This window comes from Pantoea sp. JK (genome assembly GCF_026130245.1).
Classification (GTDB): Bacteria; Pseudomonadota; Gammaproteobacteria; order Enterobacterales; family Enterobacteriaceae; genus Pantoea; species Pantoea trifolii.
This window is the reverse complement of sequence record NZ_JAINFN010000003.1, coordinates 165,960-184,278: the sequence shown is the minus strand read 5'-3', so window position 1 is coordinate 184,278 and position 18,319 is coordinate 165,960. Positions and strand designations below refer to the sequence as shown.

26 protein-coding genes are annotated in these 18,319 nt (G+C 59.9%); 2 read left to right on the top strand and 24 right to left on the bottom strand.

What is annotated here, in order from left to right:
- Positions 1-35: 35 nt before the first annotated feature.
- The 7 genes from PanJK_RS08395 to PanJK_RS08365 are packed head-to-tail and all read right to left on the bottom strand — an operon-like array spanning position 36 to position 6,954.
- Positions 36-1,136, bottom strand: coding sequence for a phage late control D family protein (locus tag PanJK_RS08395; RefSeq protein ID WP_265298857.1), 1,101 nt, complete (start codon positions 1,134-1,136; stop codon positions 36-38).
- Positions 1,133-1,618: a phage tail protein gene (locus tag PanJK_RS08390; protein WP_265298855.1), complete on the bottom strand. Its 486-nt coding sequence runs from the start codon at positions 1,616-1,618 to the stop codon at positions 1,133-1,135. Before PanJK_RS08390 ends, PanJK_RS08395 begins: the two co-directional genes overlap by 4 nt.
- The gene (locus tag PanJK_RS08385) at positions 1,615-4,773 is read right to left on the bottom strand and encodes a phage tail tape measure protein (protein WP_265298854.1); all 3,159 of its coding nucleotides are present in this window, start codon (positions 4,771-4,773) and stop codon (positions 1,615-1,617) included. The genes PanJK_RS08390 and PanJK_RS08385 overlap by 4 nt, the downstream gene beginning before the upstream one ends.
- The gene (locus tag PanJK_RS08380) at positions 4,766-4,885 is read right to left on the bottom strand and encodes a GpE family phage tail protein (protein WP_071531062.1); all 120 of its coding nucleotides are present in this window, start codon (positions 4,883-4,885) and stop codon (positions 4,766-4,768) included. Before PanJK_RS08380 ends, PanJK_RS08385 begins: the two co-directional genes overlap by 8 nt.
- A 14-nt stretch (positions 4,886-4,899) precedes the next feature.
- Positions 4,900-5,202, bottom strand: coding sequence for a phage tail assembly protein (locus PanJK_RS08375; protein WP_265298851.1), 303 nt, complete (start codon positions 5,200-5,202; stop codon positions 4,900-4,902).
- 54 nt (positions 5,203-5,256) lie between these two features.
- A complete protein-coding gene (locus tag PanJK_RS08370) occupies positions 5,257-5,772 on the bottom strand; it encodes a phage major tail tube protein (RefSeq protein ID WP_265298849.1) in 516 nt (171 codons plus the stop codon).
- A 12-nt stretch (positions 5,773-5,784) separates the two neighbouring features.
- On the bottom strand, positions 5,785-6,954 hold the full coding sequence (locus PanJK_RS08365) for a phage tail sheath protein (protein WP_265298847.1): 1,170 nt from the start codon (positions 6,952-6,954) through the stop codon (positions 5,785-5,787).
- 144 nt (positions 6,955-7,098) lie between these two features.
- On the opposite strand from PanJK_RS08365, the gene PanJK_RS08360 reads away from it, so the two are divergent.
- Positions 7,099-7,896, top strand: a complete 798-nt coding sequence (locus PanJK_RS08360; RefSeq protein ID WP_265298845.1) for a hypothetical protein — start codon at positions 7,099-7,101, stop codon at positions 7,894-7,896.
- A gap of 108 nt (positions 7,897-8,004) precedes the next feature.
- On the opposite strand, the gene PanJK_RS08355 is transcribed toward PanJK_RS08360, so the two are convergent.
- From PanJK_RS08355 to PanJK_RS08330, 6 genes are read right to left on the bottom strand one after another with little or no spacing between them, the layout of a single operon-like run.
- The gene (locus PanJK_RS08355; protein ID WP_265298842.1) at positions 8,005-8,436 is read right to left on the bottom strand and encodes a tail fiber assembly protein; all 432 of its coding nucleotides are present in this window, start codon (positions 8,434-8,436) and stop codon (positions 8,005-8,007) included.
- Positions 8,436-9,833, bottom strand: coding sequence for a phage tail protein (locus PanJK_RS08350; protein WP_265298840.1), 1,398 nt, complete (start codon positions 9,831-9,833; stop codon positions 8,436-8,438). Before PanJK_RS08350 ends, PanJK_RS08355 begins: the two co-directional genes overlap by 1 nt.
- Positions 9,830-10,438 carry a phage tail protein I gene (locus PanJK_RS08345; RefSeq protein ID WP_265298838.1) on the bottom strand — a complete coding sequence of 203 codons (609 nt, stop codon included), beginning with the start codon at positions 10,436-10,438 and terminating at the stop codon, positions 9,830-9,832. The genes PanJK_RS08350 and PanJK_RS08345 overlap by 4 nt, the downstream gene beginning before the upstream one ends.
- Entirely contained in the window at positions 10,435-11,349 is a 915-nt protein-coding gene (locus PanJK_RS08340) for a baseplate J/gp47 family protein (protein ID WP_265298837.1), read from the bottom strand. Before PanJK_RS08340 ends, PanJK_RS08345 begins: the two co-directional genes overlap by 4 nt.
- A complete protein-coding gene (locus tag PanJK_RS08335; protein WP_265298834.1) occupies positions 11,336-11,692 on the bottom strand; it encodes a GPW/gp25 family protein in 357 nt (118 codons plus the stop codon). The genes PanJK_RS08340 and PanJK_RS08335 overlap by 14 nt, the downstream gene beginning before the upstream one ends.
- Positions 11,689-12,267 carry a phage baseplate assembly protein V gene (locus tag PanJK_RS08330; protein ID WP_265298832.1) on the bottom strand — a complete coding sequence of 193 codons (579 nt, stop codon included), beginning with the start codon at positions 12,265-12,267 and terminating at the stop codon, positions 11,689-11,691. The genes PanJK_RS08335 and PanJK_RS08330 overlap by 4 nt, the downstream gene beginning before the upstream one ends.
- Positions 12,268-12,359: 92 nt before the next feature.
- On the opposite strand from PanJK_RS08330, the gene PanJK_RS08325 reads away from it, so the two are divergent.
- The gene (locus PanJK_RS08325) at positions 12,360-12,830 is read left to right on the top strand and encodes a hypothetical protein (protein WP_265298830.1); all 471 of its coding nucleotides are present in this window, start codon (positions 12,360-12,362) and stop codon (positions 12,828-12,830) included.
- Position 12,831: 1 nt separating this feature from the next.
- Here PanJK_RS08325 and PanJK_RS08320 read toward each other — a convergent pair whose 3' ends face one another.
- The 11 genes from PanJK_RS08320 to PanJK_RS08270 all read right to left on the bottom strand — a co-directional run bounded on the left by PanJK_RS08320 (position 12,832) and on the right by PanJK_RS08270 (position 18,266).
- Entirely contained in the window at positions 12,832-13,278 is a 447-nt protein-coding gene (locus PanJK_RS08320) for a phage virion morphogenesis protein (protein ID WP_265298828.1), read from the bottom strand.
- Positions 13,271-13,711, bottom strand: a complete 441-nt coding sequence (locus PanJK_RS08315; protein WP_265298825.1) for a phage tail protein — start codon at positions 13,709-13,711, stop codon at positions 13,271-13,273. Before PanJK_RS08315 ends, PanJK_RS08320 begins: the two co-directional genes overlap by 8 nt.
- Complete coding sequence (gene lysC / locus PanJK_RS08310; protein WP_265299472.1) at positions 13,674-13,916, bottom strand: Rz1-like lysis system protein LysC; 243 nt, start codon at positions 13,914-13,916, stop codon at positions 13,674-13,676. Before lysC ends, PanJK_RS08315 begins: the two co-directional genes overlap by 38 nt.
- Positions 13,807-14,235: an Rz-like lysis system protein LysB gene (lysB, locus tag PanJK_RS08305; RefSeq protein ID WP_265298824.1), complete on the bottom strand. Its 429-nt coding sequence runs from the start codon at positions 14,233-14,235 to the stop codon at positions 13,807-13,809. Before lysB ends, lysC begins: the two co-directional genes overlap by 110 nt.
- Complete coding sequence (locus tag PanJK_RS08300; RefSeq protein WP_265298821.1) at positions 14,232-14,747, bottom strand: lysozyme; 516 nt, start codon at positions 14,745-14,747, stop codon at positions 14,232-14,234. Before PanJK_RS08300 ends, lysB begins: the two co-directional genes overlap by 4 nt.
- The gene (locus PanJK_RS08295; protein ID WP_009127601.1) at positions 14,728-14,940 is read right to left on the bottom strand and encodes an HP1 family phage holin; all 213 of its coding nucleotides are present in this window, start codon (positions 14,938-14,940) and stop codon (positions 14,728-14,730) included. Before PanJK_RS08295 ends, PanJK_RS08300 begins: the two co-directional genes overlap by 20 nt.
- A 3-nt stretch (positions 14,941-14,943) precedes the next feature.
- A complete protein-coding gene (locus PanJK_RS08290) occupies positions 14,944-15,147 on the bottom strand; it encodes a tail protein X (protein ID WP_265298816.1) in 204 nt (67 codons plus the stop codon).
- Positions 15,147-15,611, bottom strand: a complete 465-nt coding sequence (locus tag PanJK_RS08285) for a head completion/stabilization protein (protein WP_265298813.1) — start codon at positions 15,609-15,611, stop codon at positions 15,147-15,149. Before PanJK_RS08285 ends, PanJK_RS08290 begins: the two co-directional genes overlap by 1 nt.
- 98 nt (positions 15,612-15,709) lie before the next feature.
- The gene (locus tag PanJK_RS08280) at positions 15,710-16,360 is read right to left on the bottom strand and encodes a terminase endonuclease subunit (RefSeq protein WP_265298811.1); all 651 of its coding nucleotides are present in this window, start codon (positions 16,358-16,360) and stop codon (positions 15,710-15,712) included.
- Positions 16,361-16,363: 3 nt separating this feature from the next.
- Entirely contained in the window at positions 16,364-17,419 is a 1,056-nt protein-coding gene (locus tag PanJK_RS08275) for a phage major capsid protein, P2 family (protein ID WP_265298809.1), read from the bottom strand.
- 16 nt (positions 17,420-17,435) lie between these two features.
- Positions 17,436-18,266 carry a GPO family capsid scaffolding protein gene (locus PanJK_RS08270; protein WP_265298806.1) on the bottom strand — a complete coding sequence of 277 codons (831 nt, stop codon included), beginning with the start codon at positions 18,264-18,266 and terminating at the stop codon, positions 17,436-17,438.
- Positions 18,267-18,319: the final 53 nt, after the last annotated feature.

The following is an 18,319-nucleotide window of genomic DNA, read 5'->3' as shown; positions in this document are numbered from 1 at the left end:
TAAATATTACTCAATTTAACCCTTTTGAGATAGCACTATTCCATTTCAAGTGAATCTATTTTCACTTCAAGCTCAATGCTGATCGTATAACCGTTTTCCGCGCTCAGGCTGTGCGTCAGCGCCGTGATGATCCACTCACCCGCATCAATCTGCTGCTTGAATCCGCTCACCTTTACCGGCATTTCCGTGTAGAGATCCGCACGACCCCGCGCCAGCTGAATAGAGAACGTCGCCACCCCGCGCTGCAGCCGCTCCCACTGCATTTTGGCGGCACGCTCGGCGTTGGCCCGGTTCGCATAGGTGCGGCTCAGCACCAGGACGTTTTCATCCGTGCCGATCAGATAGTCGCCCTGCTTCGCCTCCGGCTCCTTCTTCTGCGCGGCGGGCTTTCGGCGCTTACGCTTCACCGTGGCTTCCGGCTTTTTCACCGGCTCACGGGTATGCAGCCAGCTTGCGATCACACCGGTGTAGGCGTCACGGTCAGCCAGCGTAAAGCGGTGGCCATCGCCGTCTTTGCGCACGAGGGTGATGGCGGGTAATACCTTACCGCTCGCCGTTTTTCCCTGCCCCTGCCGGATAAACAGCAGGTTGCCGTTTTTGATGCAGGCCACCGCGCCGCACTGTTTCGCCAGCCGCATCAGGAAGCTGGCGTCTGACTCGTTGGTCTGGTCGATATGGTCCACGGCCATCTTCGCCACGTCGTCGCCTATTGCCGTTTTAAGCTTGTGCCGCCCGGCAATCTCTTTCACCACCTCGCCCACGCTGGTCTGATGCCATGACTTTTCGCGCTTCGTGTTCAGCGTCTGGCGGAAGTCCGCGCTGCGGGCGCGCAGAGTCAGCCGGTCCGGCGTGCCGCTGTGCTCGATTTCGTCCACGGTGTAGGTGCCTTTCGGGAAAAGCGCCTCCCCTTTCCAGCCCAGCGCCAGCGACAGCTCAACGCCCCGGCGCGGCATCATCAGCTGCCCGTCCGCGTCGTCCAGCTCAATGTCCAGCTGGTCCGCCTCAAAGCCGCGGTTATCGGTCAGCGTCAGGCTGATAAGCCGCTGCTCTATCTTCTGCGTAACGTCCGCACCGGCAAGCGTCAGGCGAAACGCGGGCGCGTTTGCCTGGCCGTTAATCCAGCTGCCCGCCATCATGAGAACAGCCCGCCCACTGCAGCGCCGACTTTACCGGCGGCGTCGGTGGCCGCGCCCTGCATAGCCGACAGCTGATCGCTGAGGCTGCCGAACATTTCACCCAGCGATTCATCGATGCGCTTCAGCGTCAGCGTGAACTCAATGCGCCGGCACACGCCGTTGCTGAAAAACTCCGCTTTGGTCTGGCTCAGGCTCTCGATCACGAACATGCCGTAAATCGTGCCGCTCCCCTCAATCAACGGCCAAGCGCGGCCCAGCTCGGCAATCTGCTCCAGCGCGAACAGCGACAGCCTGCCGCCGGTGATTTCCGGCAGCAGCACGCCCGACAGCGTGATCGTGTCGTTGTCCGGGCCGAGGAACTGCAGCGCGGGACGCACGCCCACGCGGCTGTTCGACGGAAAGCGCCAGCTGCGCTGCAGCTGCAGCTCCTGATACGGTACCGTCTTGAGCATGAAAACAAACAGGCCCAGCGTCATCATCATGAGTCAAATCCTCCACGGTCTCGGTAACTGCTGCGGGCGCGGGACTGCGCCTGCCGCTCTTTCGCCTCCAGCCTGCGCATCACTTCGTCCACTAAATCCTGCTGGCTTTGCCCTGGCTGCTGCACGATGGTGAATGAGGCGTGGATCTGCGGCGCGGCTACTGCCTGCGAGGTCTGCGCGCGCGGCGCGTCCTGCCGGTACGCCTGTGCGGGCAGGCTCAGCGGGTGCAGCGGCTTCGCCTCCGCCGTTCCGGCAGCGGTGCCGAACGTCAGCGCCGCCATAGCCGCCAGCTGCGCGGTGCGCCTGCGGCTGGTTACGCTCACCGGGCCGCCGACGATTTCCGGCCCGTTCTCACCGACGACGCCAAACTGGCCCGCCGGGATGTTGCCGCCGGTGTCGTACATGCCCGCAAACGCCGGGAAGCCGCCCGCTGGCAGCTTAACCCCGCCACCGCTGACGCTGGCGGCCTGCGGTGCCTGCGGTGCCTGCGGCAGCTTCGTATTAGCCGACGCCTTGCTGACGAGCCCGAACTTATCCAGCAGCTCGCCGATCCCGGCCTTCAGCGTGTCCAGCGGGTGCATCACCATGTTCAGTCCGTCGGCCAGCGCCTGCCCGAACGCCTTACCCTTCGCGGCGGCGCTGTCCAGCTCGGCCGCTGTGGACTGCACCGGCGATAGAAGGTTTTTAAACCAGCCGAACAGCGCCTGCACTTTGTCACCAATCGACTGGAACACCGGCTGAAGCGGTGAAAACGCCTCGCTGATGGGACCGGCAGCGGCCCGGAAGCCGTCCACCACGCCGCCTAAAAAGGCCTTAATTGGCGCCCAGTATTTCCAGATAACCATCGCCACACCGGCCAGCGCCGCCACGGCCAGCCCGACGGGACTCAGCAGCGCGCCGAGCGCCCAGACCACGCCCGTCAGCACAGTGCGCAGCAGCGCAAACGGTGATTTCACCAGCCACATCAGCGCACCACCGGCACCGCGCACCGAGGCAGCCAGCGGCGCAAGGGCGGCACCGGCCAGCCCGCGCACCTGCGCGCCCAGCGCCCGCACACCGGCCATCGGGTTACGGAAGGACGCAACCAGCGTCTGCCCGGCGTCCTGCGCCTTCTCCTTGATTTTCTCCAGAGCGCCCTCACGGAAGGCGTTAAGAATGCCGCCGCCCTCGTCATCATTGTCACCGCCGCGCAGGGACGCCAGCGCGTCGCGGATTTTCTCCAGCCAGCTCACCGACTCCCCGGCCTCGCCGCCGCTGAACAGTGAAAACAGCTTTTTGATGCCGTCGCCGGACGACGCCAGACCGGGCGCAAGTTTTGAGAATGCCTTGCCCAGCCCGCCCAGCAGCGGCGAGAGCTTCGCAAGCCCTTTCAGGCCGAGCATGTTCAGACCGAAGCGCAGCATCAGGATCGGCCCCAGCACGGCGGCCATGCCCACGGCGAGCGTGCCGAGCGCCAGCGTCACCGTTGCCACCACGGCGGCGATTTTCATCAGCCTGCCGACCAGCTCCGGGTTCGACTCCACCCAGCGGCGCATGGTGGCGGTGACGCGCTTCACCGCGTCCATGATTTCCATCAGCGGCGTGCGCAGCGTGTCGCCGAGGCTGCTCAGCGTGTTGGCCGCGCCGGTTTTCACCAGAAGCCACTGCGCGGACAGCGAATCCTTATTGATGTCGGATTCTTTCTGCATGGAGCCGCTGGCCGCGTTGCCCTGCGTCAGCTGTAGCTGGCGCCGCAGCTCCGGCATGTTGTTGGCGAGCTTGGCAGCGTCCTTGCCGAACTCCTTGCCGAAAACCATGGTCATCGCGGTCAGGCGCTTGTCGGCGGGCAGGTTGTTCACCTTCTCCAGCACGCGCTGAATGGTGCCCATCGCGTCCGTGGTCATCTGCTTTTCAATGGCTTTCGGGTCGAGCTTCAGCAGCTCCATGCCGCCCATAAACGTCTTGCCCTGCATGGTGGCAACGGAAAGCTCGCGCACCATGGCGTTCGCCGCGCTGGCGGCGGTTTCCGACGTGGCGCCGAGGCTCAGGAACGTGGAGCCGAGCGCGGCGGCCTTGCGGTAGTCCAGCCTGTCCGCCACGCCGCCCATGCGCTGAAGCACGTCGATAATGTCCGAGCCTTTGGACATCGCGTTGTCGTCCAGGTAGTTCAGCGCGTCGCCCAGCTGCTCGATGTTGCGCGTGGGAATTTTGTACAGCTGCGCAATCTTGCCCAGCCCCTCGGCCAGCTCACCGGCGGGCAGCTCAAACGCGGTGGACGCCTTCGCCGCCGTGGTGGCAAACGCCAGCAGGTCGCGCTTCTGGTCCTCGTAAGAGTCGTTCTGGCTGGTCACGCCCATGCGCGCGCCGCCCTCAACCAGCGCGGCGTAGTCAATCGCGCCGTTGTCCATCGGCAGCTGCTCGCTGGCAGCCTTGATGGCGGCCTGCATGTCGTAGAACTGCGCCGTGCGGTTGCCGTCGTTGTCGCGCAGGCCGTTCACCTGCTTTGCCACGCCCTTCATGGCGTCTTCCATGTCCGCCGAGGATTTTACGGCGGCCAGCACCGGCGCCCCCATCGCCAGCCCGGCAACGGTGGTCGCCGCACCGGCCCCGGCAATTTTATCGCGCACCTCAAGCGATCGGGCGTGACGCTCGCGCAGCGCGTTGATTTTGGCCTGCTGCTCGCCGAGCCGCTTCAGCGACTTCTGCTGGCGGTCAATCGCCGCGCGCGCGTCGTCCGCGCGCCCCTTCAGGTCATGCTGTGCCTGGCTGAGTTTTTTGGTATCAATGCCGGATTGAGTGAGCGCGGCGCGCTGGCGCTGCACCGAACCCAGCAGGCCGTTGTAGCTCTGCTGAAGTTCGCGCACGCGATTCTTCGCCTGCTCCAGTACCCTCGCCTGCGCGGCGGTGGGCCGGTTGGTGGCGCTGAACTGCGTCGCCAGCTTTGCCGCCTCTTCGCGCGCGCCCTTCAGGTTATTGGCGGTGATGGCAAGCTGCGAGCGGGCTTTACGGAAGCCGTCGATGCGCGCGGCCTGCGCGTCTAAGTCCTTCAGGCTGGCGCGCGCGGTGCGCAGGGAATCGGCCAGCTCGCGGGTACTGGCCTTTGCAGAACGGAAGGGGCGGGTCAGTTTGTCTACCGCGTTAAGAACAACCTGCAAACGCAAGTCTTTATCACTCATCGCTGGTCCCGTGTCGCATTATCGCCTTATGCCGCCATTCCAGTACCTCGGTCAGCGTCATGAACTCGGTAACGGACGGCGGCCAGTGAAAGACGGTGGCGATGTCCGCCACCAGATCGTCAACCGTCAGGCCGTCGCTAAATCCGACAGCACCGACTTCTTCAGTAAAAAAGTGACCACCTCCACCGACAGGCTCACCAGATCGGCGGGGTCCATTTCGGTGATTTCCTGCACGGTCAGGGCGGGCGTGGTGACGCGCGGCAGCACGGTGATCATGGCGTTTACGTCCATGTCCATCAGCGCCTGCAACCGCGTACCGCGCAGCGCGCCGGACTGCGGCTTGCGCACGACAACGCTTTTGATTTCTGTCTTGCCGCGCAGGACAGGGGTGTCCAGCTCAACGGTTTTTTCGGTGGTTTTGTCAGTCATGGTTATGGCTCGCTAAAAGGCTAAAAGGCGGCAGGGTTTGTCCTGCCGGATTAATTACAGGCCGAGCGCGTTACGGTGCGCTTCCATCAGGTCCGTACCGTCCACGATGTGAACCATGTTCACCAGGTCAATCTCGTAGAGCACTTCGCCGTTGATGGTCAGCTTGGCGTAGCTGTTGGTGCCGGACACCTTGGTGGTGCTGGATTCGCCGGTCTTCCACTCGCCGGAGTCCAGCTCCTTGTGGCGGCCACGCGTCACCAGCTCCACCGCCTGCACCTCGCCGGTGTCGTCGCGCTGAATGGAGCCGGTAAAGCGCAGCTGCACGCCGTCCACGGTAAGGGTGCCCATCTGCTTGAACAGCAGCGCCTCAACGCCGCCGCAGGTGAATTCCGTGTCCAGCGCGCCGTCGTCCAGGCCCATGTCGATGTCCACCGCACCGGCCATGCCGCCGCCGCGATACTTCTCGAACTTGCGGGTGACTTTCGGCAGCGTTACGGACTCGATCAGCCCCTGCCAGTTGTTGCCTGCGTTGAACAGGTTCAGGTGCTTGAGCTTGCGGGGTAATGCCATGATTCGGTCTCCTTATGCGCTGATGCGGCTGGCGAAATCGACCAGGTACTGATCGGTGATGCGCTGGCGCAGCAGCAGGTTTTCCAGCGGCGGCACCGGCGTGTAGTCGTAATCGATCAGCAGCTTGCCCGCCTTGAGCGTGTCCTTGTCGTTTACGCTCTCGTCCAGCCAGCAGTCCGCGCCGATGAGATAGCCCTGACTCACAAGGCTGCGCAACTTAGCGCGAATGCCCTCGATAATGTCGCGGGCCAGCGACGGGTTCAGCGCGCCGTCCACCGCCCACATGTGCGCCTCGGCCATGGTGTCCGCCAGCACCTGTGCGGTGCGGGTGTAGCACTCGAACGCAAACAGCGGATCGTCGCTGAGGCAGCGCGAACCCCAGAAGCGGAAGCCGTCTTTGCGGATGAGCGTGGTGATGTCGTTCTGGTTCAGCAGGCCGGAGTCGGTAGCCGGATCCTGCAAATCCCAGAACACGTCTTTGGAAATACCGGTGACGCCGTTCACGCCGACGTTCGACAGGGATTTGTGCCAGCCGGTCTGCTCGTCGATTTTGGCGCGCAGGCCGAGCGCGCGGGCGGTGGCGAAGGCCGTCGCGTCCGCCTTCAGCACGGTGTCAAAGTTGATGAAGTCAGGCCAGATGAGCATGCCCTCGCGCTGGCTGAAGTTCGCGCGGTAGGCAATCGCCTCTTCCACGCTCTGACAGCCGTACGCCGACAGGTAGGCGAAGCCGCGCAGGCTCTGCGCCACGCTCAGCAGCTCGGTAGCCACCGCCTGCGTGTCGTGACCGGGCACCCCGAGAATGCGGGGCTTTACGCCGCACACCGCCTGCGCGGCCAGCAGCGCTTTCATGCCGGTGCGCTGGCCGTTGCTCACGCCGCCGATGATATTGGCGGTGGTTTCTGCCTCGGTTTCGCCCTGCGGCACGCGCACGACGACGGTGACGGGTTTAGCCTGGTCGGCGATGGCGTCCAGCGAGCGGGCCAGCGTGCCGGACTCGCCCGCCTTGCCGCTCGCGGTGAGTACGTCGGTCAGCAGCACCGGACGGTTAAGCGGAAACGTGGCAGCGTCGGCGTCGTCGCCGGTGCAGACCATGCCGACAATCGCCGTGCTGATGGTGGTGATGGTTCGGGTGCCCTCGTTGATTTCCTCAACGCGCACGCCGTGGTGATAATCCTGTGCCATATGACGGTTCTCCTGTGAAGAGGTTCCGCTATGGTCGAGGTTGGCTAATCTTATTGCACCTATAATGTGTTGTATGATGGGCTATACAATTGAACCGTTAATCAAATGGCACACGCCCCTTTTTAGAATAAGGAACGCTTGTATATGAAATTTCATGAACTCATAAAGCCTGGGACATGGGTCAAAATTGAAAATAAAGAAACCCAAAGAGAAGTTGAAACTTTGTTAAATAACATCATAACTAATTTTTATGATGCCAACATCTCATTAATTGAATTTGAAGAGTATAATCAACGTTCCCATGAAAGTAAGAGCAAAGGGATTTCACCAATGAAAGAGTACTTTAGGAAACTTGACGCATTACAACATAAATTAACCCAAGAAAATCCTGAGTTAAATTCATATGAAAATCATGGAACATTGAAACTAAAAAGCACAACCATCCTAAATAGAGAGGCGTGGCAAACTGGAATTTTACCTAGCAACTTCCTCACTGCAAAAACTAGAATATTCGCACGTTCATTTATTTACGCATTAGATGGAGTTGAAAATGCACTAAACAAATTATCAAAACCACCACTGGAGGCAGATGGAGTCACTCAAATATATGATAAATTTAAAGAAAAATTCAAAACAAATAAAGACATTCGTGATTCAGCTCACCATCAGGAGGATCGCGCAAGATTCATTGGAAAATATAATAGAAAGTTTAAAGCACAATCACTTCCAAATGGTCTTTCAAAGGGTGATGGACAGATATTTACTGCTGGCCTGCTCATAGGAACAAACTTCACTTATACCACTCACACAGGCGAAAATTTAGGAACAGAGATATCTGAAGCTACCATGGATGAACTGCAATCACTGGTACAGATGTTACTTGAAGCTTACGATTGGATCGGCCCTCCAGTATATCATCCCGAGCTTAATGAATGGAGATAGAATCGGCACCCCATTAAAAAAGCATATCTATTTTATAATAGACCTATTTATTATTTAGTAAAACTATTTCATTTTCAACCCGCTTTTAAAAGCGGGTCAATAGGTGCTCTATATTAATTTAGGGTAATTAGGCCATATGATTTCTTGTATACTGCTGGTATCAATAGCGTGTAACACATCAATATAATCCAGCCAAGCGTTGAGGTTTGCCTTATCGACGTCGCTTATGCGGCCAAGCAGCAGCTTCGTCTGCCAGATGCTGATGGTATCTTGCGCCATTTCCAACAGGCTAGTTTTGCGCTGCTCCGCCTGCTCTGACAACTGCGCGGGCGATGGAGGCGGAGTATCGACCCATGCGGGTAAGCCATCAGACCCGGCGCGCATAATCATATCTTCTGGCGCTTCACCCATAAATTCCAGCGCGGTGAACGGATCCAGCTCTACGGCGTCACCCGGCCATGTCCCCGCCAGCTCATAATCATGCTTTAGCGCAACGGCGCAAATCATATTCAGCGACGCGCTGTAAACGTAGTCTTTCATCAGTAACCCACTCCCCACACGGTGACGGTTGACGTTGATTTTGAATAGCTGCTCGCTGCCGCAAATGTTGCGCGATCTAGAATGGCTGACGACGTGAAAGGCGTGCCGTTGGTCGCATAAATCAGCGAGTTAGTCAGCGCCTGCATGGTTGACAGGCAGGCCGTCGGAAACGCCACGGGCCAAGACGAATTGACCACCTGCATCGTGCCGTCCGTTGACATGGGAACGCTCACCGATTTCCACTGCACAATGATATTGCGGCTGACGCCGCCGATTAGTACCGGGACGGATAACCAGCCAGCCCCGTTTGCGATGGCCGATGCGGCTGGCATTTTAGCCCCGTCTCCCAGCCCGAGATTTCTGAGAAAGGCCGCTACGTCAGCAATATCGCTGCCGTTTTTGGCGATGTCCATTTTACCGGCCAGTGCGGTAGTCATGGTGGTGGCAAAGTTCGGATCGTTGCCGAGCGCCGCCGCCAGCTCGTTCAGCGTGTCCAGCGCCGCCGGTGAAGACGCAACCAGCGCGGAAATGGCCGATTTTACAAATGCGGTGGTCGCCAGCTGCGTGTTGTTCACTGCCTGCGCCGCCGTCGGTGCGGTGGGCGTGCCGGTCAGGGCTGGACTTGCCAGCGGTGCTTTCAGCGCCAGCGCATTGGTGATGGTGGTGGCAAAGTTCGGATCGTTATTGATGGCCGCCGCCAGTTCTTTGAACGTGTCCAGCGTGACCGGCGCGCCGGAGGTCAGCGCCAGAATGGCCGCCTGCACGAACGCGGTGCTGGCAATCTGCTGCGTATTGGTGCCCGCTGCCGCCGTCGGGGCTTTAGGCGTGCCGGTAAGCGCCGGGCTTTCCTTTGGTGCGTACTGCGAGTGGGGATCGGCGGCGGCGAGGTGTTTCGCCATCAGGTCGTCCACGTACACCTTCAGCTCCAGCACCTTATCGTCAACGTATTTACGGGTCGCCAGCACCACAGCCGGGTCGATTTTCAGCGTGATGGTGTCGGTGCTGCTGGTAATCAACACCATGCGCACGGTCTGCGTGCGTCCGCTGCCCTCGGCCAGCTGCGGCTTGTAGCTCTCCGGGCAGTTTCCAACGGCAATCAGCGCGCCGGTGTCATCAAACAGGCCCACCTCACGGATCCACCAACCGCCCTCTGTTTCCGGGATAACCTGCTCGGCAATAATCTGGCTGCTGTTCTGCGGATCGATATACAGCATGTTCAGGTCGGCGCGGCGCTTCTCCGCAATCAGCTTCGTCTGCTGCGCGCTCGGCGTGGGCAGCACGCCGCCGCCGTCGCCGACGGCCATCTGCGTAATTTTCAGCGGCACGCCGAGGGCGGCAGCGCTGGCAAGTTTCGCCGCCCCAATGTCCGTCAGCAGGGTGTAAAATTTCGCGCTCATGGGTTCACTCTCACTGTGTCAATAATGTGCAGCGCCCCGCCTTCGTACGCGGCGCCGCCGGAAATAATGGTCTCGTTGATGTAGGGATAAACCGTGATTTCTTCGCCGATGTAGGTGCCTGCGCCGACAAAATACGGTCCGCTGGTTTGCAGGTTGATAGACATCCCGATCAGATGGCGGCTGCACGGCTTGGCGTCGCTGATGAGCCGCTCCAGCTCCTGATAGGTTTCCTCCGTAATCCCCTCATCCTGCACGCCGATGTCCAGGCGAAACGTGCCGGGCGCTTCCCCGTTCTTCCACCACTCAATGACGCGGATCAGGAAGCCGAACGGCTCCACCACGCGCCGGATCGCGCTGATGGTGCCCTTGTGCTGATGGATATAAAAAGCATCCTTCACCACCTTGCGCTTCACGCTTTCCACCCAGCTTTCGTCCCAGCGGTCCACCGAAAACGCCCAGGCCAGATAGGGCAGAAAACTCACCGGGCAGGTGTCCGGGTTCCACAGGTCGCGCAGCGGCACATTTAGGCCGGAAATCCCGCTGCACGCCTGCGCCAGACGGCGCTCCAGCGCGGATGAGCCGGGCGGTAAGAGGCTGCTACTCATGCCAGCACCCCGTCGTCCGCCACGCTGATGTCCGTACCGGTGCAGTTGCCCGCCTGCGTACGGTCCATGATGATGTCCTCAGCCGGTTCGGTGATGTCCACCCAGTCCACACCGGCCACGCGCAGCACCGCGCCGTAGGACTCGCGGCGCACGCTGCGGCCCAGCTTTTTCTGCTCAATGAGGTAGGCCGCCAGCCGCGCGTTTGCCGCCTCCAGACAGGGCGCGGCGGCCACGCCGTCAAACAGGTGCAGCTTCGCCTGCACGCGGTAATCGTTGATGGTTGCACCCTGCACGGTCACGCGGTCCGCCACCGGGCGCACGCTGTCGTCATTCAGCGCTTTGTCCACTGTACTCAGCAAATCAGCGGCTGCCGTGCCGTTGCCCTCGCGGCTCAGCACGGTAACAAGCACCGTCGCCGGTGACGGGCTGATGGCGGACACGTCCTGCACGCGCCCGTCTGCGCTGCGGGCGTGAAACTCGTAGGCTGCCGTCGGACCGGCAACCGATAACCCCTCAAACGCCTCCGGCACCCGCACGCGCAGCGCGTCGTCCGATTCCATCACTGCCTCAACGGGCGGCACGGCGTCCGGGTTGGCCGGGGTGATGGTCAGGCGCTGCACGTTACTGCGTGCGGCCAGCTGATCAAGGTCGCTGCCCAGCGCATAAGCCACCATGACGGCCTGCGCCGCCTCGTTGATGCGCTGGCGCAGTAGGATTTCCCGGTACACACTTTCCTGCAGGCACTTCACAATCGGATCGGATTCCAGCGCCAGCACGCGGCGCATGGCGGCCTGCTCGTCCACCGGATAAAGCGCAATCAGTGCTTCTTTGCGCTCGGCCAGCAGCGTTTCAAAGTCCGGCACCTCGATCACTTCCGGTGCGGGCAGCTGCGAAAGGTCAATTACTGCCACTGTTCACCCCCGTAGGCACTGACATTGCGAGTGGTGAGCCGTCGGAGCGCTGGCCGGTCAGCTCAACCACCATGGAGCCATCAAAGGCGCTGGTTATGCCCAAAGAGCTGAGGCGGATACGCGGCTCCCAGCGGCTCAGCGCCGTATACGCTGCCGCCATCACCTGAAGGCGCACCACGTTATTCTGCGGCTGGTCAATCAGCACCGACAGCAGCGAGCCGTATTCACGACGCCCGATACGGCTGCCTTCCGGGGTGATCAGGATGTCGCGCACGCTCTGGCGAATGTGTTCGGTGTCGGTAATGGCTTCGCCGGTGTCGCGGTTCATGCCGAGATACATCATTGCGGGCCTCCTGACGTGTCGCCGCCGGACTTCACGCCGCCGTGTTTGTGCTTATCAGCAATCACGCCGTTTGAACTCATATCGCCGCCGCCCTGCGTCACCGCGCCGTTCATCACGGTCTGGCTGTTAATCAGCGTTCGGCTGGCGTCAACGCCCAGCTGATCGGTGATCAGCTGAATGCCGTCGGCGGCCTCGATGCGCACGCTTTTGATGTTCTTAATCAGCAGCTGGCCGGTGTCCGGCTCGTACTGGAACCAGCCGCCGTCGTTGAACACGGTGGTGCTGCCGTTCTCTGAATAATCGGGCGGCGGGAAGGCGTCGGAATAAATAGCCGGCAGCGCAAACGCGGTTTCGAGATTGCCGCCAAGGCTCAGCAGCACAACCTGCTCGCCGATGGACGGTTTCCACCACGTGCGGGTATTTCCGGCGCGGAAGGTGAGCCAGTTAATCCAGTTAGTTTCAAGGTCGCCCGTTTTCACCCGGCACATCCAGTTAGCCGTATCCACATTGGACACAGTGCCGGTGCGGATCAGGTTGGTGATGAGGCGCATGATTTCAGTGAGTTGAGTATTCATGACAGTACATTGCAACGGCGCAAAAATTCTGGCATCAATTAAGCGTTGTATGATGAACCATACAAAAGTCACTTAACAAACGTAGGTATAAAATGGGATATAGATTAAATTTACCCAATGGGGTTTATGTTTCAATTTTGGCACTTCTGGTGTTCACAACCATTATTTACAGCAAAGTTGAAGCAGCTCTTGATAAGCAGATGATTAACTATCTTTCAGGCCTTTTCGTTCTAGCTACCGTTCATGGCTGCCTACTAATACGAATGGGTAAATTTGATGTTTATAAAAATATATTAAATGCAATATGGAATATACAAACGGCATGCGCATTTATTTATGGTGTATACATCATTATTGAATATTCAGCCGCGGGACTTAAAAATCCAGACACCATCAGCAAACTTTTCACTTCGGATGCTTACTTGTTCATTCCAGCTGTAATATTTCTTGGGGTTGTTTGTGTAGCTCGTGCTGGTTACTCAGTTGCAGAGATATTCAAAAATCCAATTATTGAAAGTAGAAATAAACAAGACGAATATCAACAGAAAAACATACCTGATTAACCTACTCTACCAACCAGCGCAATAGCGTTTCTTGAACCAAATTTTCAACATCATTATTGACGCCCAGCAATGGGCGTTCAGCATATTTCACTTCAATGCCGCGCCGGTTCACCTTGTCCCGCAAACCATAGTGATGTACGCGCACAACCCTTTGCACACCTGGAGTAAACGCAACTTCTGCCATATTTGCATTTGCCTGCGCTTTGAGGTATTTCGCCGTTTTCAGCTTCGCAAACATCTTGCGCCGAATGCGGCCCGGCTTGGTCCGTGCAGTAATGCGTCGCGGTTCCCATGCTGTGCCGTCCGGGCTGCGCTGCAGCGTGATGTTGTTCTGCTGGATGCGCCGCACATCGCGCGCCACTTCGCGCAGCATCTTTGTGCGCATAGCCGGTTCAAGCTGCGACAATAGCGCACCCAGCCACTCCTCGACTTCATGCAACTCAGCCACGGCGCACCGTCCAGCCTTCCTCTGCATCGTCCGGCGCTTCCGGCTCCGTCACCGCCTCAACCGACATCACGCCGTCCACCTCTTTCGCGATCACACGTTCCGTCAGCTTCAGGTTCATGCTGATGTCGCAGCGGTCATTGCCGAGAATGTCCGCCTCAAAGGTAAAAAGCCGCTCGCGCTCGGTGGCGTTCTGCAGGGCGTCCGGCTGGTTGACGCCGAGCCAGAATAAAACGGGCGCCATCAGCAGATTCTGATCGCCGGTGAAGTCCGTCACCACCACGTTCAGGGTGTAGCGGTACTCCCACGAAATTGACGTGGCGGAGGTGGCAACCACCGCGCCATTATCAACGAACAGGTGCAGGCGGTCCGGGTTGTCGGCCACATAGGGCACGGCTTTATTCAGGGCGTTTCGCAAGGATTGCGGCTTGTTCATCGTCTTTATCCTGACAGCTGATGATGGTGTCTACCTTGTCGGCGCAGGCCGCCCATGCGGCTTCGGTGTCGTCCAGCAGCGCCAGCAGGTCGCCGTTACGGCGTGGTGCGGCTTCGTCCAGGCGGCACGGGGTGATTCGCGGACAGCCACTCACGGTAAGACTGACCTCCGGTGAGGGCCGGACGCTGGCGCAGCCGGATAACAGGATCAGGCAAATTGGCATCAGCCCAGCGGCGAAGCTCGTCATTTTCACGTTTCAGTTCCTCAATGGTGCGCTGCCGGTCACGCAGCAACGCGCCGTTCTGCTCGGCGGCGGCATAAAGCTGCGTATGCGCCCGGCTGCTGGTCTGCGTCAGAATGTTGAGGGCAATCAGCTGGCCGTTTTTCTGTGACAGCTTTTTACCCTGCGCGGCTAAGTCCTTCACCTGCGCGTCGATTTTGTTGTGGGCGGTACTGAGTCGCCACGACTGCACGCCAAGCGCTGCAATCAGAACGAGCGTCAGCACCGCCAGCGTGCGCATCATGCTGTTACTCCTTTTAAGCACCACCCCAATTCACGCTGTCGCCGGTTATCCAGCCCCTGATTGAATACGCCCTTCACGTACACCCAGCGCGGCAGCTGATAACATGCATCGCGCCAGCGCTCCTTTTTGATGAGTGCCACCATGGTTGAGGCGCAGGCGTTGCCGGTACCGACGTTAAACGCCAGCGACACCAGCGCGTCATAGACTGGCTGCGGCATAGAAACCGCAGCGCAGCGCGCCAGTGCCGCCTCAACGCGTAACACGTTTGTGATGAAGTTGCCCGCCGCCTGCCGCTCGGTGATGCTCCGGCCCGGCACCACGCCGACGGTGTTACCAATGCCATCGGTCCACTTGCCCGCGTCGCACAGGTACGGCTTCAGGCGGCAGCCTTCGTAATCGGCGATCAGCTTCAGCCCCTCGACGGAGGTGTGCAGCTGCTGAAAACCCGGCAGCGTCGCGGCGATAGCCAGCACCATGCCAACGGTGCAGCGCTTAACGGTTTGCAGATTCATACTCCTCCCGCGTGATGCGCCCGGCGGCCAGCAGCTGATAGGTTTTACGCTTGTAGTACCAGCTGATGATTGCCATCAGCAGGCCGATTAATACCCCGGCCACGGTTGAAACGTCTTTCAGCGACATGTCGCCCAGCCATGCCATACCGACAGCAATAAACCAGACGATCCCGGCGCGGATTCTTTCCCACATGATTCAGTCCCAAAGCTGGACGGCCTGCACGGTGGCAGCCGCCGTCACGTCCGGCAGCTCCACCTCCAGCCCGTGCGGTAAAAAGGGGCCGTGCTCCGCCAGCCCCGGATTGGCCTGCAATACCTGCTCCGTCATGCCCTGCGTGCGCCCGTAGTGACGCCAGCAGATCTCGTCTACCGTGTCGTACTGCTGCGCGCGCACCTTCATCAGATAAGCTCGACGGTGCAGTGCGGCGAGTTCTGTACGCGGCTGATAGCCCAGCGTGCGTCGCGCCACAGGTCGCCGGTGGCATCTTCCAGTTCTTCCCCGCGCTTCGCTGCGGCAGCGGTGGCGTCAAAGTCCTGATAACGTTCATTCAGCACCGCGCGCGCCCAGCACCACACCGCGTTTTCATAGTGATGCAGGCGCACGCTGCGCCCGGCCAGCTGCTCCGCCGGTACATCGGCCAGCCCGTTAAAGCCGCGCAGCTCCTGCTGTTCGCGCCACGGGTACAGCTCGGCGTTCACTTCCGCCATCGCGGTGAGCACCACCTGCTTCAGACGGTCCGGCGTCACGGTGCCGTCAACGCGCATCACGCTGCGAAACGTTGCCAGATCGATGTCCGGCCAGAATGAGTTGTTGGGGATAATTTCCGGCGTTCCCGTCGCCTTTTCCGGCGCTACAAACTGCATGCCTTATTTCTCCTGAATAGGTGGGCGGTGGACGGGGTTTTGATGCGGCGCTGCCTGTCGCCACCCCGTGCCGCCCCGCGCGTGGGCACGTCCGGTTATCAGCTGGCGTTGCGGATTTTCCGCTCCAGCTGCTCAATGTCTTTTTTCACCCCGCAGCGCTCGTCGAGCTGCATGGCCTGCTGCAGATGGTTTAGCGCGGAAACCGGCTGGCTTTCGCGCAGCACCCAGCCGAGCGACTTGTGCAGGCGGGCGCGCGACTGATCGGGCATATCCAGCTCGCCGATCACGTCGAGCGTCTGCATCAGCAGGTCGGGGGCAAAATCGGCTTTTGCCATGAGGGCATTTTTCGCGGCGTCGGCCATCTCCTCGGCCAGCAGCGTCTGCACGTTGCGGTTAAAGCCCTGCGGCATCGACCAGCCGTGGCGGATAGCGTGGCGGCCAATCTTGAGCGCCCCGGCATAATCACCGGCATCAACGCGCCATAGCATCACGTACATCAGCACGTCGTCCTGCTGCGCGCCGTCGGCGGCCAGCACACCGTCCACCCACGGCACGTATTTGGGCAGGACTTCCACCTTGATTTCGGCCTTCTTCACGGTGGACTGAATGCCCTTGAGGCGGCGGCGGTCTTCGCCGAGCTGCATCAGCATCAGCTCATAGCCGCTGGCGTGGCGAACACTGCCGCCCTGTCGGGCGGCCTGTTCAGCCTGGACGCGCTGGCGATGCTGCCGTGCGGGACTCAGGCTCATGGCTTACGCTCCCGCGCCAGCATCTGCGGAGAACTCACCAATGGTGATGTTTTCAACCAACGCGGCGCAGCGGTAATCCTCAACCACGTAGGCCTCATTGACCGATTCGAAGTTTTCAATGCGGTCACGTTTCGGGTTATCGATGAGTGAGCGACGGCGGGACTCTTCCTGCCAGTAAATCGACAGGTTATCGAGGCGGGTGATCAGCACCGCATTTGCCGGGAAGTAAGGCGCGCGCACCGCCTGCAGGCCGCCCATGCGTTTCTGGCTGATGATGAGATCGGCGGCCAGCTTGTTGGTGTTGTCCTGCTCGTTGTTAACCAGCGGGAAATACTTGTCTGCCAGCAGCTCGCGGCCACAAATGACGACCAGTTCGTCGTCGTCCTGAAAAATCGGGTCAATCAGCTCGTTAACGGCATCCATCACTAGCGCGTCGAGGTTGGCATATGCGCCGCCCTTACCCACTTTCACCGGCTCGGCAGTGGTTTCGCCGTCTTTGGTCACGCTGCCCAGCACGTTGTCCGGCGCATCCTCGCGCACCTTCTGCAGCCAGCCCTTATTCACGTCCTGCAGCAGAGGGTTGGCGGTGCGGTTAGAGGATTTCGCGCGGGCAATACCGTTAAAGCCGATCATGATGCGGTCCAGCGCCTGACGCTTCACGATGGCGTCACGGATGCGGGTCTGGAAGTCCTGAAACTTCGCCCACAGGTCCAGCTTCGCGTAGGTGATCGCCGTGTCAAAATTGGTCTGCTCGCAACGGTACTCAATATCCGACATGACCGTCGGATCGGTTGGCTCACGGTCTTTAGCGGTGGTGTCGGTGGTGCCTGCAATGGTGCTGCCGACGCCAAGGCCCAGCAGTTGGCCGGATTGTTCCGGCACGCCGATCACGTTGACCAGCGTCAGAAAGGCCGCCGACTGCTGAATGGTGTCTTCCAGCGTTTGCGCCACTGAAGGTTCAACGTTGAACTTGCTGGACAACTCTTCAACCGGCACGCCGTTGAGTTTTGCCAACTGCATCAGGTAGGCGTTGAATGCAAAACGGGTATTCTTTTTCATGGGGTGAGCTGCTCCTTTAGCAGTTGGTCATGTTCGCGGCTGGCGCATTGCCACCCGGTGCGCGCTGGCGGTAATCGGCACGGCTATCTTCGCGGCCCAGCTGCTGCTTCAGTTCGGTGAAATCGTTCACCTGCGTTTCCAGCAGGTTTTCCAGCTGGCTCAGGCGATCCGCCTGCTCGTCCAGCGCCTTGTCGGTGCGGGTGCTGAATTCCTGCTGCTCGGTAGCAACCAGTTCAACCGCCTGATGCACGTCAGAAAAGCGGGCGTCGTCGGACAACTGCTTTTTACCGAACAGCGCGGTGATGCGGGCAAACAGCGCGGGCTTGTCCTCCACCTCTTCCAGCTCGATCACGGTTTCGGTGGCGGCGGTGAACAGGTTTTCCGGGTGCTGCTTGCGGTTCGCCAGCGGGTTCAGCTCGGCTTTCGCGCTGAAGGCCAGCATTTCGGTGCCGAGGCTTGCCGGGTCGTCGGTGGCAGCCAGGCCAACCAGGTAGGCTTTGCCGGTGTCGGCAAACTTGGTGCTGACTTCCATGGAGGTGAAAAGCTTCTGGCCCTGCTTTACCAGCGCCACGAGGGAATCTGTCGGCAGGATGTCGGCATACAGCGCCAGCTTTCCGGCTAGCGGACCGTCGGTGATCTCCTCGGTGCCCAGCGCGCTTACCGTGCCGTAACGGTTAAAGGTGCTGTCTGGCGAGTACGATTTGATGTGTTCAAGATTGATGGTCGCGGTGTAAACCGCCGGGTTGTAGGCGGCGGCCATCTGCACCAGCCATTCGCGGGAAATCTCACGTCCGTCCGTGGTGGCACCTTCCACCCCGATACGAAAACGCTTTGCTTTAACTGCCATAGGTCAGGCTCCGTTGGGTAAATCGCTTTGAAGCCTTATGTTTGCGGTTCAGA